This is a genomic window from Janthinobacterium amylolyticum (assembly GCF_051380655.1).
In the GTDB taxonomy this organism is placed as follows: Bacteria; Pseudomonadota; Gammaproteobacteria; order Burkholderiales; family Burkholderiaceae_D; genus Janthinobacterium.
Genome location: NZ_JBNYXL010000004.1, coordinates 51,969 through 75,883 on the forward strand (window position 1 = coordinate 51,969; position 23,915 = coordinate 75,883).

20 protein-coding genes are annotated in these 23,915 nt (G+C 65.7%); 6 read left to right on the forward strand and 14 right to left on the reverse strand.

Going from position 1 to position 23,915, the window contains the following annotated elements:
- Positions 1 to 67: 67 nt before the first annotated feature.
- Entirely contained in the window at positions 68 to 904 is an 837-nt protein-coding gene (locus tag ACQ4WR_RS09525; RefSeq protein WP_102296924.1) for an EAL domain-containing protein, read from the reverse strand.
- A gap of 233 nt (positions 905 to 1,137) precedes the next feature.
- Here ACQ4WR_RS09525 and ACQ4WR_RS09530 point away from each other — a divergent pair, with 233 nt between their 5' ends.
- Complete coding sequence (locus tag ACQ4WR_RS09530; RefSeq protein WP_436486852.1) at positions 1,138 to 1,950, forward strand: class II glutamine amidotransferase; 813 nt, start codon at positions 1,138 to 1,140, stop codon at positions 1,948 to 1,950.
- 66 nt (positions 1,951 to 2,016) lie between these two features.
- Here the strand turns inward: ACQ4WR_RS09530 and ACQ4WR_RS09535 are convergent, their stop codons facing one another.
- Positions 2,017 to 2,547, reverse strand: coding sequence for a GNAT family N-acetyltransferase (locus ACQ4WR_RS09535; protein WP_102296919.1), 531 nt, complete (start codon positions 2,545 to 2,547; stop codon positions 2,017 to 2,019).
- Between the two features lie 400 nt (positions 2,548 to 2,947).
- Here ACQ4WR_RS09535 and ACQ4WR_RS09540 point away from each other — a divergent pair, with 400 nt between their 5' ends.
- Positions 2,948 to 3,904: a sulfate ABC transporter substrate-binding protein gene (locus ACQ4WR_RS09540; protein ID WP_436487315.1), complete on the forward strand. Its 957-nt coding sequence runs from the start codon at positions 2,948 to 2,950 to the stop codon at positions 3,902 to 3,904.
- A 43-nt stretch (positions 3,905 to 3,947) separates the two neighbouring features.
- Here the strand turns inward: ACQ4WR_RS09540 and ACQ4WR_RS09545 are convergent, their stop codons facing one another.
- From ACQ4WR_RS09545 to ACQ4WR_RS09555, 3 genes are all read right to left on the reverse strand, one after another.
- Positions 3,948 to 4,271: a hypothetical protein gene (locus ACQ4WR_RS09545; RefSeq protein ID WP_436486854.1), complete on the reverse strand. Its 324-nt coding sequence runs from the start codon at positions 4,269 to 4,271 to the stop codon at positions 3,948 to 3,950.
- Between the two features lie 75 nt (positions 4,272 to 4,346).
- Positions 4,347 to 5,141 (reverse strand): hypothetical protein, encoded by a 795-nt coding sequence (locus ACQ4WR_RS09550; protein WP_436486856.1) that lies wholly within the window; start codon positions 5,139 to 5,141, stop codon positions 4,347 to 4,349.
- Between the two features lie 207 nt (positions 5,142 to 5,348).
- Positions 5,349 to 5,840, reverse strand: a complete 492-nt coding sequence (locus tag ACQ4WR_RS09555) for a hypothetical protein (RefSeq protein WP_436486858.1) — start codon at positions 5,838 to 5,840, stop codon at positions 5,349 to 5,351.
- A 172-nt stretch (positions 5,841 to 6,012) separates the two neighbouring features.
- Between ACQ4WR_RS09555 and ACQ4WR_RS09560 the strand changes: the two genes are divergently transcribed.
- Entirely contained in the window at positions 6,013 to 6,231 is a 219-nt protein-coding gene (locus ACQ4WR_RS09560) for a TOBE domain-containing protein (protein ID WP_034757699.1), read from the forward strand.
- A gap of 59 nt (positions 6,232 to 6,290) precedes the next feature.
- Here the strand turns inward: ACQ4WR_RS09560 and ACQ4WR_RS09565 are convergent, their stop codons facing one another.
- From ACQ4WR_RS09565 to ACQ4WR_RS09580, 4 genes are all read right to left on the reverse strand, one after another.
- Positions 6,291 to 6,719: a DsrE family protein gene (locus ACQ4WR_RS09565; protein WP_436486860.1), complete on the reverse strand. Its 429-nt coding sequence runs from the start codon at positions 6,717 to 6,719 to the stop codon at positions 6,291 to 6,293.
- 38 nt (positions 6,720 to 6,757) lie between these two features.
- Positions 6,758 to 7,507 (reverse strand): LytR/AlgR family response regulator transcription factor, encoded by a 750-nt coding sequence (locus tag ACQ4WR_RS09570; protein ID WP_102294022.1) that lies wholly within the window; start codon positions 7,505 to 7,507, stop codon positions 6,758 to 6,760.
- On the reverse strand, positions 7,504 to 8,778 hold the full coding sequence (locus ACQ4WR_RS09575; protein WP_102294021.1) for a sensor histidine kinase: 1,275 nt from the start codon (positions 8,776 to 8,778) through the stop codon (positions 7,504 to 7,506). The genes ACQ4WR_RS09570 and ACQ4WR_RS09575 overlap by 4 nt, the downstream gene beginning before the upstream one ends.
- A 188-nt stretch (positions 8,779 to 8,966) precedes the next feature.
- Positions 8,967 to 9,278 carry a hypothetical protein gene (locus ACQ4WR_RS09580; RefSeq protein ID WP_180979364.1) on the reverse strand — a complete coding sequence of 104 codons (312 nt, stop codon included), beginning with the start codon at positions 9,276 to 9,278 and terminating at the stop codon, positions 8,967 to 8,969.
- On the opposite strand from ACQ4WR_RS09580, the gene ACQ4WR_RS09585 reads away from it, so the two are divergent.
- Positions 9,226 to 10,104, forward strand: a complete 879-nt coding sequence (locus tag ACQ4WR_RS09585) for a serine hydrolase (RefSeq protein ID WP_102294032.1) — start codon at positions 9,226 to 9,228, stop codon at positions 10,102 to 10,104. The two genes, ACQ4WR_RS09580 and ACQ4WR_RS09585, sit on opposite strands and share 53 nt — an antisense overlap.
- 65 nt (positions 10,105 to 10,169) lie before the next feature.
- Here ACQ4WR_RS09585 and ACQ4WR_RS09590 read toward each other — a convergent pair whose 3' ends face one another.
- Positions 10,170 to 11,102, reverse strand: coding sequence for a DMT family transporter (locus ACQ4WR_RS09590; RefSeq protein WP_436486863.1), 933 nt, complete (start codon positions 11,100 to 11,102; stop codon positions 10,170 to 10,172).
- Between the two features lie 110 nt (positions 11,103 to 11,212).
- Between ACQ4WR_RS09590 and ACQ4WR_RS09595 the strand changes: the two genes are divergently transcribed.
- Positions 11,213 to 12,136, forward strand: a complete 924-nt coding sequence (locus tag ACQ4WR_RS09595; RefSeq protein ID WP_436486865.1) for a LysR family transcriptional regulator — start codon at positions 11,213 to 11,215, stop codon at positions 12,134 to 12,136.
- A 26-nt stretch (positions 12,137 to 12,162) separates the two neighbouring features.
- Here ACQ4WR_RS09595 and ACQ4WR_RS09600 read toward each other — a convergent pair whose 3' ends face one another.
- Entirely contained in the window at positions 12,163 to 14,097 is a 1,935-nt protein-coding gene (locus ACQ4WR_RS09600) for a methyl-accepting chemotaxis protein (protein WP_436486867.1), read from the reverse strand.
- 274 nt (positions 14,098 to 14,371) lie between these two features.
- Here ACQ4WR_RS09600 and ACQ4WR_RS09605 point away from each other — a divergent pair, with 274 nt between their 5' ends.
- Positions 14,372 to 14,800, forward strand: coding sequence for a DoxX family protein (locus tag ACQ4WR_RS09605; protein WP_436486868.1), 429 nt, complete (start codon positions 14,372 to 14,374; stop codon positions 14,798 to 14,800).
- A 9-nt stretch (positions 14,801 to 14,809) separates the two neighbouring features.
- Here the strand turns inward: ACQ4WR_RS09605 and recD are convergent, their stop codons facing one another.
- The 3 genes from recD to recC are packed head-to-tail and all read right to left on the reverse strand — an operon-like array spanning position 14,810 to position 23,866.
- On the reverse strand, positions 14,810 to 16,792 hold the full coding sequence (recD, locus tag ACQ4WR_RS09610; RefSeq protein ID WP_436486870.1) for an exodeoxyribonuclease V subunit alpha: 1,983 nt from the start codon (positions 16,790 to 16,792) through the stop codon (positions 14,810 to 14,812).
- Entirely contained in the window at positions 16,782 to 20,453 is a 3,672-nt protein-coding gene (recB, locus tag ACQ4WR_RS09615) for an exodeoxyribonuclease V subunit beta (protein ID WP_436486872.1), read from the reverse strand. The genes recD and recB overlap by 11 nt, the downstream gene beginning before the upstream one ends.
- The gene (recC, locus tag ACQ4WR_RS09620) at positions 20,450 to 23,866 is read right to left on the reverse strand and encodes an exodeoxyribonuclease V subunit gamma (protein ID WP_436486874.1); all 3,417 of its coding nucleotides are present in this window, start codon (positions 23,864 to 23,866) and stop codon (positions 20,450 to 20,452) included. The genes recB and recC overlap by 4 nt, the downstream gene beginning before the upstream one ends.
- Positions 23,867 to 23,915: the final 49 nt, after the last annotated feature.

Genomic DNA, 23,915 nt, shown 5'->3' on the forward strand with positions numbered 1-23,915 from the left:
AGCGAAGAAAAACCCTGAATGCCTATCGTGTCCCCCTGTTTTCAGCGCATTTGCTTCCAGCCTTGCCTCAGGCGGCGGCCTCGGCGGCAGCGATGCGCCCTTTTGCCTGCGCCAGCGCCGTCAATGGCTTGTCCAGCAGATAACCTTGCGCGACGATGGGCAAGCCCGTGGCAGCGGCGATGCGCTGCAGGGCGGCCAGCGCGGCGGGCGTGTCGAGGCGCTTGAAGACCACGCGGATCTTCGCCGCATGGCACAGACTGACAAAGCTGGCGGCGGCCGCCTCGTCGCTGAGATTGCCCGCATCGAGCTTGAAGGCGTGCGGATGCAAACGCTCCAGCATGCCCGTGGCTTCCTGCACGCTGGCCACGTTGATGGCCAGGCGGAAACCATTGCGGCGGTAATTGTCGGCCACGTAATTGAGCAGCCAGCCCTGGTTGGCCGTCACGGCAGGCAATTGCAGCACGATGCGCTCGATCGGCAAGCCCAGCGCGTCGAGGATGCGCTGGAAGGCGTGGCCGTGATTGCTGCTGACGGCGCTCAGCAGGCGGTCGTGCACGTTCAGGTACAGATCGGCCTGCTCCGCTTCCGGCTGCCGAAAGAAATTAATCGCGTGCAGCATGCGGCACAGCCGGTCCAGCTCGACGGATTCATCGTCGCTGGCCGCATGGTCAAGCAAGCGCCACAGCGACAGGCCCTCGTCCGCCTTCGACACGCTGCGCGCCAGTCCCTCGAAGGCCAGCAGCTTGCCGCTCTCCAGTTCGCGCAGCGGCTGGAAGGCGCTGGTCATGGTGCAATTGAAAAAGCGTCCCAGCGCCCTGCCCTCGTCGTCGAGCCAGACGCTGGTGCCAGCCTGGGTTTGATGCGACAGGCGGGCCAGGTAATTTTGCAGGACGGGAAATGGCATACATGCTCCTTCGTAGGGCTGCGCCCGCTTCCCTCCTGGGGACGGGGGCGCCAAAGTGTGCAGACTAAGGCAGGCCTGAACAAAGGAGAACGAATGGTTTCGCCATTTGATATGCGTGCAGCAAATATGGCCAGGCAACGGCGCGCGCATATCGATAGTCAGAAACATTCCTTCCCGCCCCCTGCCCCAGCCTTTACTGTGAGCATGTACCGATATCCTCAGGAAGGGCCGCCATGTGCCAGTTACTCGCAATGAACAGCAGCAAGCCGGCCGCGCTGGGATTTTCCTTTGCCGGCTTTGCCGAGCGGGGCGGCCGCACGGACGAGCACCGCGACGGCTGGGGCATCGCCTATCATTCGAGCAGCGGCTGCACCTTGCTGACGGACCACCTGGCCGCCATCGATTCGCCGCTGGCCGCCACGGTGCAGCAGCAAGCGGTGAAAGCGAAAAACATCGTCGCCCACATCCGCAAGGCCACGCAGGGCCGCATCGCGCCGGAAAACACCCACCCGTTCGCCCGCGAACTGTGGGGCAAGACCTGGTCATTCGCCCACAACGGCGACCTGAAAACCTGGTCGGCGGCGCCCGACGCGCAGTACCGCGCCAGCGGCGACACGGACAGCGAGCAGGCGTTTTGCCACCTGCTGGCCAGCCTGCGCGCGCACTTTCCCAGGGGCGAACCGCCGCGCGCCGACTTGCGCGCCGCCATCGCCGAGGTGGCGCGCGACATCGCTGCCCACGGCACCTTCAATTTCATCCTGTCCGATGGCGAGGTGCTGTTCGCGCACTGCTCCACGCACCTGCACTATGTGATCCGCGAGTATCCGTTTTCCGTGGCGCACCTGATCGACTGCGAACGCAGCATCGACTTTCGCCAGCACAATCACCTCGACGACCGCATCGCCGTCATCGCCACGCACCCGCTGACGCAAAACGAGGAGTGGCTGGCATTCGCGCCCGGCGAACTGAAACTGTTTGCCGGCGGCACCTTGCTGCCAGCACACGATGCCGCGCCGCAAGGCGTGTATATCCAGATCAGTTACTGAAGCAATGATTCAACGGGGAAGAAAGGGCCCGCCGCCGGATGGGCGGGCTGAGGTACCGGAAGAGCGTCAGGCCGAATTGCAGTTGCAAAAGCGTTTGCGCTTGGGGTCGCCGCTGGCGATGCCAGCAGGATCAATCTGTTTCCAGCAAAAAATCGTTTCCACGCCATATGGCGAGCGCACATTGCCTGCCTCGACATAACCCTGCTTGACGAAAAAGGCCTGGCTGCTGGCCGTGCTGTGCAGCTGCAAGGCCTTGATGCCCCACTCGCGCGCCTGCGCTTCCAGCCCTTCCACCAGCGCCTTGCCCGCGCCCCGTCCCTGCGCCTCGGGCAGCAGGTAGCACAGGGCCAGCTTGCCGGCACGTGTCAGCAAGCCCACGCCCACGACGGCGCCTTGCTCTACTGCAACGAGTGAAAAATTGGTGGGCGACGCAAACCAGCACGCCACCATCTGCGGTGTTTTATTGCCCAGCCACGCTTCCAGGATGGCCGGATCGTCACGATGATCGAGGCTGCAGCATTCGACGATCGAGCGTCGTAACACACTGCACGCCTCGAAAGCGTCGGTCGATGTTGCAATACGAATTTCAAGACTCATGTACGCTCACAAAATATTCCAGTTGCCGATGCAGACGGTTTCACCGTGTATCGCGCGATTCGACTATACACCAAGCGGCGCATTCGGGTTTTTTCCCGCCGCGTCAAGAGCGGCTTTTACCTATGGCGCCCAGTTGGCAGCCTAAGCCCTGGCGCCCAGCTTTCCCACGAATCATTTCACCAATCCATATCTGTTTTTTAGCAGAAACGGGAATGTGATCTAAGCATATTACGAAAAATTCGTTTCTTTTCCGGCCGGAATTTTAGACTATGTCTATCTATTCTCACAACAAGAGTTCAACATGTCCCCATTCAACGCCGTACCGACCGCCGTCCTGACGCTCAGCCAACGCTCGCGCCGCTGGTTCCTGGCCAGCGCCCTGGCCGCTTCCGCCGCAGCCATGAGCCTGCCGATGACAGCCGGCGCCGCCGAACCGGTGGTCTTGCTGAACGCGTCCTACGACGTGATGCGCGAACTGTTCAAGGACGTGAATCCCGCATTTATTGCAGACTGGAAAGCCAAAACGGGCGAAACCATCACCATCAAGCAATCGCACGGCGGCTCCAGCAAGCAGGCGCGCTCCGTGGCTGATGGCCTGGAAGCGTCTGTCGTGACCATGAACCAGGCCAACGACATCGACATCCTCGTCGACCGTGGCCTCGTGGTGGCCGACTGGGCCAAGAAATTCCCCAACAACGCGGCGCCGTTCTATTCCACCATGGTATATCTGGTGCGCAAAGGCAACCCGAAACAGATCAAGGATTGGGACGACCTGGCCAAGCCCGGCATCAAGGTCATCGTGCCGAACCCGAAAACCTCGGGCAATGGGCGCTACACCTACCTGGCGGCCTGGGGCTATGCGCTGAAAAAAGGCGGCGGCGAAGCGCAGGCGCGCGAGCTGGTGACCAAGCTGTTCAAGAACGTGCCCGTGCTGGACGGCGGTGGCCGCGGCGCCACCACCACCTTCACGCAGCGTGAAATCGGCGATGTGCTGGTGACGTTTGAAAACGAGGTGCAACTGGTGCGCGCCGAGTTCGGCGACAACTTTGAAGTGGTGTACCCAAGCATCTCCATCCTGGCGGAGTCGCCGGTGGCCGTCGTCGACAAGGTGGTCGACCGCCGTGGCATCCGCAAGCAAGCCACGGCCTACCTGCAATACCTGTACTCGGAACCGGGCCAGGAACTGGTCGCCAAGCATTATCTGCGCCCCCGTTCGGCAGCGGTGGCGAAGAAATACGCGGCCAGCTTCAAGCCGATCTCGCTGTTCACCATCGACGATGTGTTTGGCGGCTGGAAACAGGCGCAAAAGAAACACTTTGACGATGGCGGCGAGTTCGACAAGATTTATCAAAAGTAAGCACGCCAGACCTTCAGGAAAACCGGGACATGTCCCGGTTTTTTTATGGCGGCGCGCCCGCGCGCCACTCCAGGGCGCTGAACAGGCTGGCGATTTCGCTGCTGCGGCGCGTCCCCGTCTTGGCCAGGATGGCCTGGATCTGGCTGCGCACCGTGCTGATGCGTATGCCCCGCCGGCGTGCATAATCAGCCGGCTCCATGCCGTCGGCCAGTGCCTGGGCCAGCGCCCACTGCGCCGCCGTCAGACCGCAAGGCCGCTCCGCGCCCTGCGGCCACGGCTGCGCCGCCGTGCGGAACAGGGGCCGCAGCGACAGCATGGCCATGCACGCGCCGTCGCCGCGCATGCCGTGCCCCAGCGGGATGGGCAAGGGCAGGATGCCGATTTCCAGGGTGGGCCGGCCGGCGCCGTCGGCCAGGTAGAGGGGCGCGGGGTTGCCGCACGCCTACCCGGCGCACACCTGGCGCACGCGCTGGGCCAGGCGCTGCTGCACGGCTGTGGCACGCACGCCCACCTTGCCGCCACGCAGGACGATTGCCGCCGTGGCCGACGCCAGGGAAGGCGCCAGCGGCGGTCCGCACAGCAGGCGCTGCGCGGCCTGGTTCATGAAGACCAGCTGCAGGCAGGCATCGACCAGCAAGATGGCACGCGGCAACTCGTCGAGGGCAGCCCAGGCCAGGGCGCCGTGCACCTGGGCCTGCTGCGCCGTATCGCGCAGGCGAAACACATTCGGCAAGTGCTCCAGCACGCGCTGCAGCTGCAGCCGCGTGCGCCCGTCATAGCGGCCCTGACCCGCCGCCCGGTGCGCGGAGAGGATGGTCAGTCCGCCGCCGTCGCGGATGGTGCCGCTGCAGGAATAGCGGACGCCGGCGCGCAAGTAAAAATCCTGGAAATATTCGCTGCGCGCCACGGCACGCGCGCTGATGTAGTCCTGCATCAGGTACATGCGGCCCGGCATGCCTTGCTTCAGCACCGTGTAGCCGGGATCGATGGCATGGTAATAGCGGCGGTAACCGTCTTCCCAGGCTTGCTCATCCAGGCCGCAAATGTGGGCGCGCGACGGCGCCAGGCCCGCCTCGGCCTTCAGGAAACAGCAGGCCACATCGCCGCCGGCCAGCCGCGCGAACGCGCGCAGGGCAGCGTGCCACTGGCCAGGTTCCAGTGCCGCCCGGTAAAAAGCGGCTATGACAGGATCAGCACCTTCCTCTTCCATCGTGCATACCGTAAAAAAGCCCGTCATGCGGGCGTGCCCACGCTGGCGGCACACGGCACACCCCGGACGCGACGCCTGCGGCCGCCAGCACCAGCAGCATCACCATAGACAGGGCCACAGGCGCCGGCACAGGCACTGGCACACTGCATGAGCGTGCCACCTGTCAAGAAAAACACGAACCATTGGTGTCAGATCAAGGAAAGCGGCAGAAGTTCCCCGCCAGCGGCAGCAAGCCTACTGCTTACGCAGCAATAACTTAAATTGGGGCAACCAGCGCTCGCCCGCCTGCATTTCGCTGAACGCTTCATAGGCATCGCTGCCCGAGCGCGTCCAGCGCACGCGGTAGGTGAGCACCTTGCCATCGGCGCCCACATAGTGCGTGGCGGGAAAGTCAAGGCTACCGGCGGCGGGCAGCATCGTGCCACGGCTGTAGCCGCCGCTGTTTTCCACATACAGGAAGGCGACCGTGCCGGCGGCGCGGTCGTGGTAATACGTGGTTTCGCCCACGTAGTCGGGCTTGCCGGGGCTGCGCACCGTGTGCGTGTCGCGCAGCATCTTGCCGTCATACAGCCACTGGAAACAGTGCTCGTCCGTCTGCCGACCACCGGGAAATTCTCCCTTCCAGCAATGGCCTGCCAGGAAGGCCATCGGCTGCAGCGCGGCAAGCGGTTCGGCCAGCGCGGCGGCCGCTGGCAGCAGCAATAGCGGCAAGAGGAAAGAACGCATGGCACACCTCCGGTGGTTGTCAGCCAGTATAGGTGAATTATGTGCTTGCGGCAGCGCCGGCGCGCGCTTTTCGCATAACGATATGCGCATCGATTCGTGGTCAAAAGCGGGCGCGCGCCGTACTCTGGCCATGTCGCGCCGCACGGCGTATTCCAGGCACAAAGGAAACATCATGGCTATCTCGGAAGTAAATGTACGCAACCAGTTTCGCGGCAAGATCAAGGAAATCATCTTTGGCCCCGTGGTGTCGGAAGTGGACGTGGAAACGCCGCACGGCATCGTCACCTCGGTGATCACCTCGCGCTCGATCAAGGACCTGGACCTGAAAGTGGGCAGCGAAGTCATCGCCCTGGTGAAGTCGACGGAAGTGTCGATCGCCAAGATCCAGTAAGCGCCCTCACTCCACGCGACGCCGCGCCCTTGCCATCCGGCAGCGGCGCGGCGTTACTTTTATGGCTTGATGTAAACGTAGCCTTCCTGCGCCTGCAGCCGGCTCAGTTCCGCCACGCCCGAAGGCACGATGACGGCTTCCGGCAGCACGCGCTGGCGGTCGATATTGCGTCCCTGCAAGGTGTTGTTGCAGACGCGAAAGCTCACGCCCCGTTTGGCCAGCGCGCGCACGGCCACGTCGTAGGGCGTGCCCGTCTTGTCGATGGCGCCGTCGAGCAGGAAATCGATGCCGGGGCCGTGGGCCACGAGCACGATGGTCGCCTGCGGACTGGCATCGAGGTGGTTGCCGATATTGCGCAGGGCGGCCGCCGCATTGCTGGCGTCATTGAGGTGGTACACCACCTTTTCCGGCTTGTCCGCCGCGGTGGCGGCGGTGCATGCAAGGATGGCGAGGAGAGCGGCAGCGAAACAGCGGCGTAGCAAAGTCATGGGAGATCCATTAAGTGGCAAGAAATATTGCCATCATATCAATCCCTGAACAGATAAGTAAACGTGCGGCTGACGGGCAACTTTTCCGTGCTGCCCCGTACCAGCACCTGCATGCGCTCGGCGTCGATGCGCTCGGCCGCCTCGATGGCCTTCACGCTGACCATGGTGCCGCGGTGGATTTGCCAGAACTGTTCCGGATCGAGGCCGCCCAACAAATCCTTCAGCGGCGTGCGCACCAGCGCTTCCGAGCCTGCCAGCACCACGCGCGTGTACTTGGTATCGGCCTGGAAGAACAGCACGTCGTCGATGTCGATCAGGCGGATCTGCTTGCCCACGCTGGCCTTGATCCACTTGAGTTTTTCGCGTGGCGGCGCCGGCAGCGCGGCGCGCAGCGACTGCAGCAGGTTCGCCATGTCGGCCGGCTGCGCCCCCAGCTTGTCGCGCAGCCGGGCCAGCGCCCGCTGCAGCCGCTCGGCCTGCACGGGTTTCAGCAGGTAGTCGACGGCACCCGCGTCAAACGCATCGACGGCGTACTGGTCGTAGGCCGTGACGAACACCACGTGGGCGCGCTTGCCGATGCGCTCGGCCACTTCCAGGCCCGACAGGCCCGGCATGCGGATATCGAGGAAAACCACTTCCGGTTCGTGCTCGAGGAAACCATCCCAGGCATCGTTGCCGTTTTCCGCCACCAGCACGATGCGCGCTTCCGGCCAGCACAGTTCCAGCATGGTTTGCAGGCGCTCGCGCATCAGCGGCTCGTCTTCGGCGATCATTACCGTGGTGTTCATGCCTTGCCTTCCTTTTTCGTTTCCGTGTATCGGGGCAGCAGGATGTCGGCGACCACGCCGCCCTCCTCGCCTTCGCGCAATTCCAGTCGGCCCGCCGCGCCGCCACCCTGCTGCGCAGACAGCTGCAAGCGGCTACGCACGTTTTCCAGGCCCAGCCCGCCACCGGGCGCAGGCACGGGCGTCCCGGCCACTGTCCCGCCCAGGCCGACACCCGTATCCTGCACGCGCAGGCGCAGCATGCCGTCGACTTGCTCGGCAGAAATATGGATGTCGCCGCCGCGCAGGGCCGGCTCGATGCCGTGCTTGATGGCGTTTTCCGCCAAAGTCAGCACGATCATGCTGGGCACCATGACGTGCGCCAGGGGCGCCGGCAAGTCCAGGCGAAAGCGCAGGCGCTGCCCCATGCGCGCCTGCATCACGCGCAGGTAGGCGGCCACCATGTCGAACTCGCTTTGCAGCGGCACTTGCTCGCTGCGCATCTCGGCCAGGCTGGCGCGCAAAAAGGCGATCAGGTCGGCCGTCAGGGCCGCCGCGCGGGGCGCACCCTGCTCGGCCAGCTGCTGCACGGCGCCCAGGGTATTGAAGAGGAAATGCGGCTCGATCTGCGCGCGCAGCAAGCGCAGCTGCGATTCGCTCAGTTCGCGCGCCAGGCGCTCGCGCTCGGCCTCCTGCTGCAGCTGCAAGCTCATCGTTTCGAACTGGCGGTTGCGCCAGATGGCGACGATGCCCAGCGGCACGATGTACAGCAGGCTCACCACCAGCAGTGCGATGCCCACGTTGGCGGCGATCTTTTCCGGCGAGACCACCATGGGCTTGTCGCTGAAGATGGCGGATGCTCCCATGCCGAAGAGCAAACCGACTACGCACGCCAGCAAGATGCGCAGCAGGGGCTTGACGGAGCGGTTGGCCACCAGCTTGCGGTAGTTGAACCACACGCCCATCAGGCCGCAGGCCAGCGAGAAGCCGATCAGGTTGCTCAACACCAGCGATTCAGCCCAGCTCAGCTTGCCCGGCCACAGCAGCTGCTGCAACGCTCCCAGCGCGGTAAACGGCAGCAGCAGCTTGGCGGCGGCCACATAGAAGCGGATGCCATGGTATTTCACGAGAAAGGCGCGGAATTGCTGGCGCTCGATGGGCGACATGGTTGCCAGGCGCGTGCCGACATAGCGCCGCATGCCGGCCGGCAAACTATCGGCGGCCTCCGGTGTTTCCAGCACCAGCATGGCGTCGTCGTCCATTTGCTGGTGCCACTGGCTGATTTTTCCCCACATGTTGCATTCTCCTTGGCAAGTTCATCATGCATGAACGCAGTGTGGGGCCACGGCGGCCGGCAGCACAGGGGCTAGCGACCAGGCACGATTTTGCGGGTACCAGCGACGATAGAGAGCCGGCATCCGGTGACTGACGGCCTACGAATTGTGCATCAGGCAGCAAGATTGCAGAAAGAATATTAGATTTCCTAAATGAAATCAATAATTCGGCGACAATTTTCACTCAAGCAATAGTTACATGCCGGATCGCGCTTTTTTTCACCTTTTGCGCCGCAAAGCGGCTTGCACGGCCAGTGTGCCGTAGACATCGCAATATTTTTAATGGTATTGTCTACGCTTGGCAAATATTGCCCCCGAGATACATGCCGCGTCCCCACGCGGCGGTTCCCGGCTTTGCGCGCAGCGCCCACGATGGCGCCCCAAAACTGCTTTCCCACATACAATCCCATGCTCAAAAAAATGTTCGCCGCGGTGCTGATGACGCTTTCAACAGCGGCCATCGCCGTGCCTTTCGGTTCCCAGTCGATACTGGTGGTCGAAGATGGCACAGGTAAAGTCTTGCTTGAAAAGAATTCCAACGTGGTGGTGCCCATCGCCTCGCTGACCAAACTCATGACAGCCATGGTCGTGCTCGACTCCAAGGCGAACATGGAAGAAGAAATCAGCATCGACCGTGAAGACGTCGATACCCTCAAGCACAGCACGTCGCGCGTGCCCGTGGGCGCCACCCTGAGCCGCCACGACGTGCTGCAACTGGCGCTGATGTCGTCCGACAACCGCGCCGCCGCTTCGCTGGCGCGCACCTTCCCTGGCGGCCCCACCGCGTTTGCCGTGGCCGTCAACGCCAAGATCAAGGCCCTGGGCATGCGCCAGACCGTCATCGAAGAACCGACGGGCCTGTCGCCCAACAACCAGTCGACGGCAGCGGACCTGGTCAAGATGGCCGTGGCCGCCTCGCGCTATCCGGAAATCAGCCGCATCACCACCGACTCGAAGGACATCATCCAGATCAAGGGCCGCGACGTGGAATACCACAACACCAACCGCCTGGTGGGTGCCAAGGGCTGGGATATCGGCCTGTCGAAGACCGGCTACACGAATGAAGCGGGCCGCTGCCTGATCATGCGCATCAAATCGGCCGGCAAGTTCGCCACCATGATCTTGCTCAACGCGCGCGCCAATTCCGTGCGCGCCATGGATGCCGTCAACATCCGCCGCCTGCTGGCGGCCGAGAACGGCATCGAAGAGCCGAAGGTGATGCGCGCGTCCGTCAGCCGGCATAAAAAGGCGCCGGCCAAGCCGTCCAAGCGCCGCCGCGCCCGCTGATTACTTAGTTAGCCCTTGAACTGCCGGGTCGGACATTAATGTCCGACCCCAGTCCTTGCTTAGGGTTAAGCCTTGATTTGCCGGTTGGTCATGATGACGCCGGCGATCGTCACCGCGCCGCCCACCAGCATGGAGGCCAGCACCGGTTCGCCCAGCAGCACCGCCGCCAGCACGATGCCGAACACGGGCACCAGGTTGTTGAAGACGGCCGTGCGCGACGGACCCAGCGCCTTGACGCCCTCGTAGTACCAGACAAAGCCGATCACCGTGCCGAACACGCCCAGGTAGCCGATGGCGGCCCACACTTGCCAGCCAAAGCTGTGCCATGGCACCGTGGGAAATTCCACCGCCGCGCCCACCAGCAGGAAGGCCAGGCCCCACATCGACGCGTAGGTGGTGGCGGCGATGGGCGACAGGCCCTTCAGCGCGACTCTGCCGATGAGGGTGTAGGCGGCCCAGCTGGAAATACCGCAAAACATGAAGAGCTCGCCGGCGCCGATACCGCCGCCGTTACCGTGCAACACTCCGGCCAGGTCGCCGCGCGTGATGACGATGGCCGTGCCGCAAAACGCCAGCATGATGCCCAGCCATTTGAAGGAACCGAGTCGCTCGCGGAACAGCAGGGCCGAGGCCAGCGCCGTGACGATGGGATTCAGGGCAACGAACAGAGCCGTGCGCCCCGCCGGCATGCGCGACAGGGCAGCCAGGAAACACAGGTTGTACAGGAAGATGCCCGTCAGGCCCAGCGCGGCTGTCGTCGCCAGCTGCTTGCGGTCCAGGCGCGGCAAGCCCCCTTCCAGCTTCCAGGCCAGCACGACAAGCAGCAGCACGGCCACGCCGAAGCGCCCGCTGGCGGCCGTCATGGGCGGCATCTGCTGCGCCAGCACGCGGCCGGCGATAAAAGTGCCGCCCCAGAACAGGGCGACGAAGATCAGTTTGATGTAGACGAGCGGAGACTGCACGGCAAGCAGTGGCGGCGATACGGCGGAAGAGCGCATGGGAGTTTCCTGTGAAGCCGCTTGTGCGGCGGGTGGCATGCGTATATATTAATACTAATATCAACTCATGAAATAATGAGTAAATACTCATACCACAGGAATACCACAGCATGACTTTCACGCAACTGGAAATTTTCACCCTGGTGGCCGAACTGCACGGCTTTTCCGCTGCCGCCGCGCAGCTGGGCATCAGCCAGTCGGCCGTCTCGCATGCATTGAAAGCGCTGGAAAAGGAAATGGGCGTGGACCTGATCGTACGCCACCAGGCCTCGGCCGAACTGACGGACGTGGGCCGCCAGCTGCTGGTGCGCGCGCGCGAAATCCTCGGCTTGTCCGAAGCCATGCGCCAGGAAGCGGCCGACGTGCTGGGCCAGCGCCAGGGCACCCTGCGCATCGGCTCCTTCGGCCCGACGTCGTCCCTGAACCTGCTGCCGGCCATCACGGCGCAATTTCGCCTGCGCTATCCGGGCATCGACCTGCGCATCGACGAAGGCGCCGACCATGAAGTGGTGCAGTGGATACGTGAGCGCAGGGTCGATGTCGGCTTCGTCGTGCTGCCCGACGAGCGTTTCGACACGGCGCCGCTGGTGGAAGACCAGATGATGGCGCTGGTGCCGCGCGGCCACCCGCTGGCCAGCGAAACGGCCATCACACTGGCGCAGCTGTGCGAGGGGCCGTTCATCATGTCGGAAGCGGGCTGCGCCTGCCTGATCGAGCCGCTGTTTGCCAACGCGGGCCTGCAGCCGCACGTGCCCTACCGCATCAGCCAGGTCATCACCATCCTCGACATGGTCAGCCGCGGCGACGGCCTGTCCATCGTTGCCGAACTGGCGCTGCCGCAGCGCCTGGGCGAGCAGTATCCGGAACTGGTGGCCCTGCCGTTAAACCCGCCCGTCAGCCGCAAGGTGGGCCTGGCCGTGCGCGACCGGCGCCAGAACACGCCTGCCACGAATGCTTTTTTTGAGGTGGCCAGACAGATGGCGCCGACCCTGGCGCCCAGGCGCGCCTGGCAGCATGCCGGCAAGGCCGCCTGAAACCACTTGCAACCACCTAAAACCACTTAAAAGGTTTCCCACTCCTCGGACTGCTCCAGCTTGCGGCTGGCCGCCCTGGCTGCCGGGCGGCCGGCGATGCGCAGCGCGGACGCCGGGCGCACCACCGGCTTGACGGGCGCATGTTGCGGCACCGGCGCCTGTCCGTCATCGAGCTTGAACACGCCCACCACCTGCGACAGGGTGCTGGCCTGATCCTGCAGGCTTTCGGCGGCCGCCGCCGCCTCTTCCACCAGGGCCGCATTCTGCTGCGTCACCTGGTCCATTTGCGCGATGGCCTGGTTCACCTGTTCGATGCCGGAACTCTGCTCCACGCTGGCGGACGTGATCTCTCCCATGATGTCGGTCACGCGGCGCACGCTGTCGACGATTTCCTGCATCGTCGCGCCCGCCTCGTCGACCAGGCGCGCCCCCGTGTCGACCTTCTCCACCGAATCATCGATCAGCAGCTTGATTTCCTTCGCCGCTTGGCTTGACCTCTGCGCCAGACTGCGCACCTCTGTTGCCACCACGGCAAAGCCGCGTCCTTGCTCGCCGGCGCGCGCCGCTTCCACGGCCGCGTTCAGCGCCAGGATATTCGTCTGGAAGGCGATGCCGTCGATCACGCTGATGATGTCGACGATCTTCTTCGACGAGTCGTTGATCGAGGCCATGGTGTCGACCACCTGCGCCACCACCATGCCGCCCTTGCTGGCGACATCCGACGCGGACACCGCCATCTGGTTGGCCTGGCGCGCATTGTCCGCATTCTGCTTCACGGTACTGGTCAGCTCCTCCATCGAGGCGGCCGTCTCTTCCAGCGAACTGGCCTGCTGCTCCGTGCGCGACGACAGGTCCTGGTTGCCGGCGGCGATTTCCGACGACGAGACTTTCACCGATTCGCTGGCCGTGCGGATCTTCACCAGCACGGCGGCGATCTTGTCGATGAAGCGGTTGAAGGCGCCGGCAATCTGCGCCAGTTCATCCACGCCGGAAGAGTCGAGGCGGCGCGTCAGGTCGCCCTCGCCCGAGGCGATATCCTCGAGCGCGTCGCGCACCAGTTCCAGGCGCTTGAGCATCCTGAATACCAGCAGCGACAACAGCGCCGCCGCCAGCGCCGTCAGCAGCACGGCCGTGACGGTCGCCGTCGTCAGCATGGTCTGCAAGGCTTGCATGGCTTCCTTCTGATCCAGCACCACGGCCAGCAGCCAGTCGGTGCCGGCCACGCGCGTGACATACAGCATGCCGTCGCGCTCATGGATGCGCACGGCCTCGCTCTGGCGCGCGCTTTCCAGGCGGTTGATCTGCGCGGCCGACAGGCTGGCGTCGAGCTTCGAGACGGGCTGCAGGCTCAGGTCCTTGTTGGCATGCGCGATGACGGTGCCAGCCTGGTCGATCAGGAAGGCAAAGCTGTGCGGCGTGGGCTTGATCGCCACCACATTGGCGATCACTGTATCGAGCAGCACGTCGGCGCCCGCCACGCCGGTCGGCGCTTCCTTCGGCCCCACCGGTGCCGTGAACGACACCACCAGCTGGTGGCTGGCCGCGTCCACATACGGCGGCGTCAGCATGGGTACGCCCGCCTTGACGGTGTCCTTGTACCAGGCGCGCGCCGTCGGATCGAAATCGGCCGGGCGCCCCGGCTTGGTAAACACCGAGCGCTTGTCGGCATAGCCGATGAACACTTCGGCGAAATCGCCGGCCTTTTCCGCGATCTGGAAGGCGCGCAGCGGCTCGGGCGTCTCGGCCGACATGACGACGGACGCCATGACCTTTTTCTTGCCGTCGACCCATTGCGCCAGCACGGCGGACTGGCTTTGCAGCAGTTGCTGCATCTGCTGGTCCGACGAGGCCAGCATGCTGTTGCGCGTGGTGAGGTAATTGGCAAGCGACAAGGCCAGCATGGACAGCACGACGATGGCAACGCAGATCAGCACCAGCCGCGTGCGAAGAGAAGACAACATGATGGACTCCTGGTTTCGATTTTGATGGTGTCGGCACGCGGCGCTTGCCTCGGCAAGCCCGGCGATGCCAGCAACGCCGGTGGCAGGCGAAAGAATTGCCACGTGTCAATATTTTACATATCGCAGTTTTACACAAAAATCGGAACAAAAGTATTAAATATTTGGAATATTCGGCGAGAACACAACAAGGCAGGCGCTGCGGTGCGCATTGACAAGCTGCGGATATTGCTGGATATTTAATTTTTACATGCACAGCGAGCGATCGCCTTCCCACATGACCAGCCCGCGCAGGCAGCACAGCCAGCACCGTCGGCCCCCATCACCGCTGCTGTCACTGTCACTGTCACGCTATGCCCTGGCCCTGTTCTTCAGCGTGGCCGGCCTGCTGCATTTTATTTTCCCCGCCGCCTACGCCGCCATCATGCCGCCCTGGCTGCCCGCGCCGCTGCTGCTCGTGTATGTGAGCGGCGCCTGCGAACTGGCAGGCGGCATCGGCTTGCTGCCCGCGCGCACGCGGCGCCTGGCGGGCATCGGTCTGATCGCGCTGTCGCTGGCCGTGCTGCCGGCAAATGTGCAGATGCTGCTGAACGCGCGCGCGGCGGGCGATCCCGCCTGGCAGCAAGCGTTGCTGCTGGCGCGCCTGCCCTTGCAGGCGGCGCTGGTCTGGTGGATCTGGAAAGTCAGCCGGCAAGCGGGCCGCTAGTGTGCTGAACTAGCCGATCAGCCCGCGCAAACCGCTGGCGCGCTGCGTGCGGCGCAGGATGGCGTCGAACAGCACGGCCTGCGTGGGCGAGACGAGGGTAAAGAAATCACGCGCCCGCGTGATGCCCGTGTAGACCAGTTCGCGTGCCAGCATGGCGCCGCCCTCCTGCGGCAGCACCAGCACCGTGTGGCGAAATTCCGAGCCCTGCGATTTATGCACGGTCATGGCGAACGCTGTTTCCACGTGGCGCAGGCGCGTGGCCAGCACGCTGCGCACGTTTTCGCCTTCCAGGAAGTACACGCGCAGGGAACCCGGCCGCGCCGGATCGCGCAGGGTCAGGCCGATGTCGCCATTGAACACGCCCGTGCCATAGTCATTGCGCGTGACCATCACGGGACGTCCCACATACCACTCGCCGCAGCGTATCAGGCCTTCCTTTTCCAGCCGCAGCTCGATGGCCGTGTTCAGTCCCGCGACGCCCCACTCGCCTTCGCGCACGGCGCACAGGATGCGGAACGCTTCGAATCGGTGCAGCACGGCGCGCACCCAGTCATCGTGCTGCGCGTAGCCGGTTTCACCTGCGTTCACCAGTTCCAGGTAGGGCTGATAGCCGCCCGGCGCATCGGCGCGTCCGCGCAAGGCCAGGCGCAGCACCTCGTCCGGCTGCGCCGTCACGCTCCACGCCAGCTGGCCGCCGCTGTCGCCGGCGAAGCAGGCCCTGGCCAGGTCGGGCTTGCCCGCATTCACGGCCAGCGCCAGTTCGCCGATCGGGCCGCTGAAGCGGTGGCTGTGGCGCAGCATCACCGTCTGCTGCGCCAGCGCGCCGGCCGCACCGGCAAAGGCGGGCGGAATGGCCACGCCGCTGGCGGCCTGCGCATACGCGATGGTGGCGGGCGTATAGCCGCCTGCCTGCGCGTCGTGGCACAAGTCGCCCAGCACGGCGCCCGCTTCCACCGACGCCAGCTGGTCCTTGTCGCCCAGCAGGATCAGGATCGCCGTGGGCGGCAAGGCGTCCAGCACCGAGGCCATCATCTCCAGGTGCACCATCGACGCTTCATCGACGATCAGCACGTCGACGTCGAGCGGATTGCCAGCATGATGGGCAAAGGCGCGCGTATCGGGCCGCGCGCCCAGCAGGCTATGCAGGGTGCGCGCGGCGCCCATGCGGCGCGCCAGTTCCATCAGGGGCAGCGCCTCGCCCGCCTTGGCCGCCAACCCTTGCAGGGCCTTGTCGATCGACTGTTTCAGCCGCGCGGCCGCCTTGCCCGTCGGCGCGGCCAGCGCGATGCGCAGCTGCTCCGGCTGCGGCGAGACGGCAAACAGCAAGGTGAGCAGACTGGCCACCGTGTAGGTCTTGCCCGTGCCCGGGCCGCCCGTGATGATGGCCACCTTGCCGCGCAGGGCGATGGCGCACGCCACTTTTTGCCAGTCCGGACCACCGTCGTGCGTCGGCTGGTCGAACAGGATATCGAGCCATAACCGCACCTGCGCCAGCGGCGGATTCGTCAAATCCTGCGCGCGCGCGGCGATCTTTTCGCCGACCAGGGTCTCGTCGCGCCAGTAACGGCGCAGATACAGGCGGTCGCCATCGAGCACCAGCGGCTGGCGCACGTCGGGCGCGCCCACCTGCCACACTTGCGGCGCGCCGGCCAGCAGCGCGCGCCAGCTGTCCAGCGATACCGGCAGCGGGCCGGAGACGGCCAGCACGGCATGCCATAGTTCTTCGCTCCAGCCCAGCAGCTGCGACGGTTCGCCGGCCAGCTCAGTCAGCATCAGACAGCTGTGCCCCCGCCCTTCCAGCTCGGACAGCACGACGCAGGCTACGCCAACGGCGGCGGCATCGGGTCCGGCGGGCGCGCCCGGCTCCAGGCTCGCGATGAAGCGCGCAAAGGCGGCGCTCAGGCGGCGCAGGTGGCCCGCCTCGGCGACGCCGTCGAAATGGCTGAACAAGGCATCCATCCGCAGGGTATCGAACTGCGCGTTATGCTGCATGGTGTTCCGTTTCTTCTAACAGTTGATCGAGACCGTCCAGCAGTTCCAGCTGCGGTGCCAGCCAGTAGCAGCCATGCGTGTCCGCATTCGCGATCCCGCGCAGGAACAGGAAAATGGCGCCGCCCAGCTGCGCGGCCGGGTCATACGCATCGCCAAGCCGGCTTTTCAGCAAACGGTGCAGGGCCAGCATGTAGATGGCGCCCTGGATGTCGTAGCGGTGCTGCGCCATGCCGGCCGCCAGCGCCTGCGTGTGGTAGGCGGCGTCATTGGGCCCCAGCGCATTCGACTTGTAGTCGAGCACCCAGTAGCGCCCTTCCCTTTCGATGACCAGGTCGGCAAAGCCTTTCAGCATGCCGTGCAGCTGGCGCCGTGGCAGCACGGGACGCGGGGCGCCATCGAGCAGCAGGCGCGTGCACAATTGATCCAGCGCCTCGGTCGACAGATGCTCGCTGGGGAACCAGAACTCCATCTCGGACAGGGTGCTGTCGAGCTGCGACAGCGAGGCGTCCAGCAGCGGCAGCGGCGTGATGGCGATCTCGCGCAGCCAGGCGATGGCGTCTTCCTGGCGGTGGCCCCAGCCAGCCCGCTCGCAGCGCGCGGCCAGGCGGGTATCGAAATTTTCGTCGTGGACGCTGTCAAAACCTTCGCCGCCCATCCATTCAAGCTGTTCGTGCAGGAAATTGCCGGGCACGGAGCCGCGCGGGAAGCGGTGCCACGGCGCGTCGGCCGTCTGCGCCGGCACTGCCACGCCGCTTCCCGCAGCATCTTCCAGCAGGGTTTCTTCCAGCGCCCGCTGCGGCACGTGGGCGCCGGCCACGGTGCCGATCTGCCGCGTCAGCGAGGTAAAACTGCCCACCGACCAGTCGCGCTCGAACTCCCCCGCGAACACGGGCGCCGGACGCAGCTCGGGACGCAGCTCGATGCGGTCGAGCACCGTGCAGGCATCGGGCTGCGCAAGGCTGCCGACATGGATGGCGTCGCAGCTGCCCGCCACCTGCTGCCAGCGCAGCAGCAATTGCTCCGCCGGCAGCTTGTCGCCGCCCGTCAGCAAATAGCCGAGCGCCGATTCATGCAGGGTGTTTTCGCCCGCCTTGCGCGCCGCCAGCGCGGCCACGCCCAGCCACAAGAAGTGGCGCGCGCGCGTCAGTGCCACGTACAGCAGGCGCAAATCTTCCTCGATGCGCGCCTCTTCCACGGCCGCCATGGCCTCGTCGGACAAGGACAGGTCGAGCCGGCGTTCGCCGTTTTCCGCCGCATACTCGAAGAAGCTGCGGTTGCGTTTATCCACCTTGCGCGCCGTGACGGCGAACGGCAGGTACACGAGCGGGTATTCCAGGCCCTTGGACTTGTGCACGGTGATGACTTTCACCAGTTCCGCATCGCTTTCCAGGCGCAGCACGCGCTCGTCGCCGCTCTCGCCGTCGCCGGCGATCTGCTCGGCCAGCCAGCGTATCAGCGCCTGTTCGCCATCGAGCTGGCGGCTGGCCGATTGCAGCAGTTCGGCCAGGTGCAACAGATTCGTCAGACGCCGCTCGCCACCCGTCTGCTGCAGCAGCATGGCCGGCAATTGCAGTTCGTGGATGAAACGGCGCAGCATGGCCAGCACGCCCTGGCGCTGCCAGATCAGATGCAGGGCCTTCAGCTGTTCCACCCGGCGTTCCCACTCCAGTTCGTCGCTCGACAGGCGCGCCAGTTCGCCCAGCGACAGGCCGATGGTGCGCGTGGCAAACGCGGCGCGCGCCAGTCCGCCGTCGAGCGGATTGGCCAGCGCCGCCAGCCAGCGCAGCACGTCGGCCGCTTCCTCGCTGTCGACGACGGAATCCTTGTCGGACAAATACACGCTGGCGACGCGGCGGCGCGCCAGCGCGCGGCGGATGGCCGCCGCCTCCTTGCGGTCGCGCACCAGCACGGCCACATCGGCAGGCTGCAATCGTGCAAAACCGTCAGGGCCGGCAAAACCCGCTTGCGCATCGCCCAGCATGGCGACGATATGCTCGGCGCAGTGCTGCGCGAAATACTCGCGGTAGCTGTCGCCGCGCAGCCCTTCATCGCTGGCGCAGGCGGCCAGCAGGGCCGGCATGGCGCCATCCGTCGTCACCAGGTGCTCGGCGCGGCCCTTGGCGTCGACAGCCTCGAAGGGCAGCGGATTCTCGCCATGTTTGCGGTAGCGGAAGGCGCCCAGCGGCACCTCGGCGCGCTCGGCATGCAGGAACAGCTGGTTGACGGCCGCCACCAGGGGCGCCGTGGAACGGTAGTTGGTGCCCAGCTGGTAGTGGCGCCCCGTGGTGGCGCGCCGCGCCGCCAGGTAGCTCTGGATGTCGGCGCCGCGAAAGCCGTAGATCGACTGTTTCGGGTCGCCGATCAAAAACAGGCCCAGTCCCGGGTCGTTGTCGGCGATGCGGTACAGAGAATTGAAGATCTGGTATTGCGCCGGGGCCGTATCCTGGAATTCATCGACCATGGCCAGCGGGTACTGGTCGATGATGCGCTGGCGCAGGGCCGCGCCATTCTCGCCGGCCAGCGCATCGTGCAGGCGCTGCAGCATGTCGGCAAAGCCGAACTGGCGCGACTGGCGTTTTAACTGGTCCATGCGCCGCGCGATGGCCGCCGCCGCATGCAGGTGCAGGGTGTGCGCCAGCGGCGTCAAGGCCGCCAGCGCCCGCCCCAGTTCGTCGGTATGTTCAAAGCACTCGGGCACTTGCGCCGTGAAGCTCTTGGCAAATGCATCCTCGATGCCGAACGGCGTCAAGCGCTCCCACGCCTTGGCCGTGATGGCCGGCTGCAGCAGCAACGGGTCTTGCGCCCAGCGGCGCAAGCCGTCGAACCACTTGGCCAGGTTCTCCGGCTTCATCTTGACGCCGTTAAAACACTTGGGATTGACGGCGCGGTGCTCGTTGATCCAGGCGGCCATCCGGTCCACGCGCTCGACCCAGCCCGCCTTCAGGGTGGCCAGCTGGGCGGCCAGCGCCCGCTGCTCGCGCCCGATCAGCAGCGACAGCGGCTCATCGCCGGCCAGCTGCATGCTGCCGGCGCGGCGCGCCAGCTCGCGCACGCCCTTCTTGAGCGCATCGACGTCGGGCCAGCAGTCGAGCAGCACGTCGAGCGCCTGCGGCGACAATGGATAGACTTGCTGGCGCCAGTAATCGTGGGCCGCATCCTCGAACAGCGCCTGCTCGTCGCTGACCAGCTCTTCGTCGAACAGGCTGCCGCTGTCAAACGCATGTTCGCGCAACATGCGCTGGCACCAGGCGTCGATGGTGAAAATGGCCGCTTCATCCATCGTCTCGGCGGCCAGCATCAACCGGTGCGCCGCCTTTTGCCGTTCGCTCTCGTCCGGATAGGATTCCAGCAAGGCGTCGAGAAACGGGTCGCTGCCGCCGGATTCAATGCCAAATTCATGGCGAAAATACGCGGCCGCCTCGATCAGGCGCTCGCGCACGCGGTTCGACAGTTCACGCGTGGCGGCGCGGGTAAACGTCATCACCAGGATGTCGGCCGGCAGCAGCGGACGCGTAAAGCGGCTGTCGTCGTCGCCGTGACCCAGCACGAGGCGCACGTACAGCGCGGCGATGGTCCAGGTCTTGCCGGTGCCGGCCGAGGCCTCGATCAGGCGCGAGCCGTGCAGCGGGAATGCCAGGGGGTTGAGCAGATGGCTCGTCATTGTTCTTCTCCGGCGCCGTCATTGGGCGCGCTGATCGGGTCGATGGTGATGTGCTGTTGCAGCCAGTCGGCCAGCGGGCCATACAGCTCGCGCGTGCAGTCCTGCCACGCCTCGTCCGCGGCCAGGGCGGAAAATTCGGGCCACAGGCGGGCCAGGCACAGTTCCTCGCGTTCGCCGGAGATGTCAAAGCCGCCGTCGTAGATGGCGCGCGGATCGCCGCCCTGCACCAGCGCCAGGCCCGTCTTGCAGGCCGTCGGCAGCGGGTGGTTCATGCCTTCGCGCCACAGCGCCAGCAAGGTGGCCAGCGCGTCGCGCGAACTGGCCGGGTCGAGCGGCGCCATGCTGACGATGGCGTCGCGCGCCACCAGGTAGCCGGTGACGGGAAAGCCCAGTGCGGCGGCGGCCAGCTGGCGCAGCCACATCAGCATCAGCTTGTCGCCGCGCGCCAGGCCGCCCTTGTCCGTCACCTTCGAGGAAATCTGCATCAGCCAGGCCGTGTCCGTCCCGTTGCTGCACAATCTGTCGAGCCAGTCATCGATCTGCACTTCGCCAAACGGCAGGTTGATGGCGCGCTTGTCGGCCGCCTGCGGGAACGAGGCACGCAAGGATAGCCACGCGCTGCGCACGGGCACCAGCGCTTCGACCAGCTGCGCCTGCACCTGCTGGCCGATCAGGCCGATCGGCAGCACGCCTTCGCGTGCCAGGCGCTCGGCGCGCGCGGCCAGGCTCGCGCGCACATCGTCCAGCGCTTCCACGGCGCCGCCGTCGTCGAGCATGGTGTCTTCCAGCAGATAGCGTTCAAGCGCGTTCAGGCCAAACGGTTCCTCGTCCTCGCCCAGCATGGCCGCATCGGCGAAGTGCACGCTGAGGCGGCGGCGGAAGAAATACTTGACGGGCTGGCGCAGGAAGCTGGCCAGTTCGCCCAGCTTCAGGCGCGTGCCGGGATCGAGTTCATAAGGCCCCAGCGGCAGTTCTTCAAGCGTCTGTGCATCGGCATGCGCCACGCGCCACTCGCGCGCATACGTCAGCAAGCCGCCCGCCTCGAAATAGCGGCGGCTGAACGGCTGCAGCGCGTGCTCGGTCGTCAGGCTTGCAAGATGCCGGTCCAGCGACCAGCCGGCGGCCAGATAGTCGCGCAGCTGCGACACCAGCACGGACGGCGGCTGCTCGGAATTGTCGCGCACATTGCGCCCCACCCAGCTTACGTACAGCTTGTCGCGCGCGGCCAGCAACGCTTCGAGCATCAGGTAGCGGTCGTCGTCGCGGCGCGAACGGTCGCCGGGGCGCGCCATGCCGGGCAGCGCCAGCAAGTCGAAATCGGCCTTCGGGGCGCGGCGCGGAAAATCGCCATCGTTCATGCCCAGCAGGCACACGACGCGGAAGGGCACGGCGCGCATCGGCATCAGGGTGCAGAAGGTCACGCCGCCGGAAACGAATTGATGGTTCAGGGTCGGCTCGTCCAGTGCGCCCAGCCACGCCACGCGCAGCACGGACAAGGGCACCTGCTCGACAAAGCCCGCGTGTTCGCAGGTTTCCAGCCAGCCCTGCAAGGCGCCTTCCAGCTGCGCCAGGGTCAGGCGGTCGCCCTCGTCGTCGGCATCAAAGAAGGCGGCCAGCAGCGCGCGCGCCTGTGCGCCCCAGTCGGCCGGCGTGCGCGTGCCGGCCAGCACGGTGCGCCAGTGCAGCAGCGCTTCGACCAGTTGCGCCAAAGAGCCTGCCAGCGCCGCATCGAGGCCGCCCACTTCCGCGTACGGCTCGATGCCGTGGAAGCTGGCGCCGCTGCCGCTGGCGTAGCCAAGCAGCATGCGCCGCACGCCGAAGATCCAGGCATTCTGCTCCCCTGCCGCGCCCAGACCCAGGCCGCTGCGGTGTTCCTGGTCCAGACCCCAGCGCACGCCGGCGCCCTCGATCCAGGCACCCAGGGTGGCCAGGTCGTCCGGCTGCAAGCCGAAGCGGGCCGCCAGCGCCGGCACGTCGAGCAGGTCGCGCACCTCGCTCTGGCGGCAGCGCTGCTGCGGCAGCTGCAGCAGCCATTCCAGCGCGACGAGCAGCGGATTGACGCTGCGGTCCTTGACGTCGCCGATCTCGAAGGGAATGAAACGCTCGTCATTGCGGCGGTACTGGCCGAAGACGGCGTGGATGGCGGCCGTGAAGGTGTCGATGTCCGGCACCATTACCACCACGTCGCGCGGGCGCAGGCCCGTTTCGGCGCTGCGCGCGAACATGGCCAGCAGCTGGTCGTGCAGCACTTCCACTTCGCGCTGTACGCTGTGCGCCACGTGGAATTCGATCGAGCGGTCGGCCGCATCGGGCGGTACTTGTTCGTGTTCGGCCAGCGGGCGAAGTTCGCGGATGGCCACCTGCACCTGCTGCAGCAGGGTCTCGCCCACCTCCTCGCCGAACAGGTCGATGCGCAGGCTGTCATCGCGCCCTTCGGCATGCGCGTGCTCGTCGAATTCATCGAGCATGCGGATGAAATCGCGCCCTTGCCGCCCCCAGCTCGCCAGGAGCGGGTGGCTGTGCGCATGCAGCGCTTCCAGCGGGATTTGCGCCAGGTCGGTGCCGTTGCGCTGGCGCTGGCGCTTGTTTTGCGCGCGCAGCAGGTCGCGCCCGTCGATGATGTCGCCCCAGTAGAACTGGCACGGGTTGGGCACGGCCAGCACCACCTGCGTATGGCGCGCCAGCGCGGCCAGCGCCTGCAAGGTCTGGTATGGCAGGGCCGAGACGCCAAACAGCACCACCCTGCGCGGCAGCTTGCCGGCCGGCGCGTCGCCGGCGGCGATGGCAGCCAGGAAGGCGTCGTGGATGTCGGCGCGGCCCGTATCGCGCTCGAAAGCTTCGACGTCGGCGGCCACGGCGCGCCACAACTGCGCCTGCCAGCACTGGTCTTCCTTCAGCACGATGGCCTCGCCACGGGCCGTGCGCAGCTGGTCGCGCCCGGCCGCCCAGTCGGCCAGCCAGTCGGCGCGGTAGACCTGGTACTGGTCGAACAGGTCGGCCAGGCGTTCGGCCAGCTGCAGCCGGCGTTCGCAATCGCCATCGGCGAGGAAATAGCGCAGCGGCGCAAACACGGGGTCGGCCAGCAGCGACGGCAAAAGACGCATCAACCGCCAGGTCAGCGGCGATTTATCGAAGGGCGACACGCGCGGCACGCGTTCGCGGCCCAGCATGCCCCGGTAGCTTTCCCACAGCAATCGCGCCGGCAAGGCGATGCGCGTGGCGGCGCACACGCCCATTTCTTCGGCCAGGGCGATCTTCAGCCACTCGGCCACGCCATTCGACTGCACCAGGAAGATGTCGGTCTCCAGCGGCGCCAGCGGGTGGCTGCGCAGCCACTGGAAGACGGCCGCGCGCAGCTGTTCCAGCTGGTTGCCATGCAGGATGAGGAGGCCGGGCGTGACGGTAGATTGCATGCTGTTCCGATGGGTTGCCGCGCCTGCGGCCGGGTAGCCGCAGGCGTCA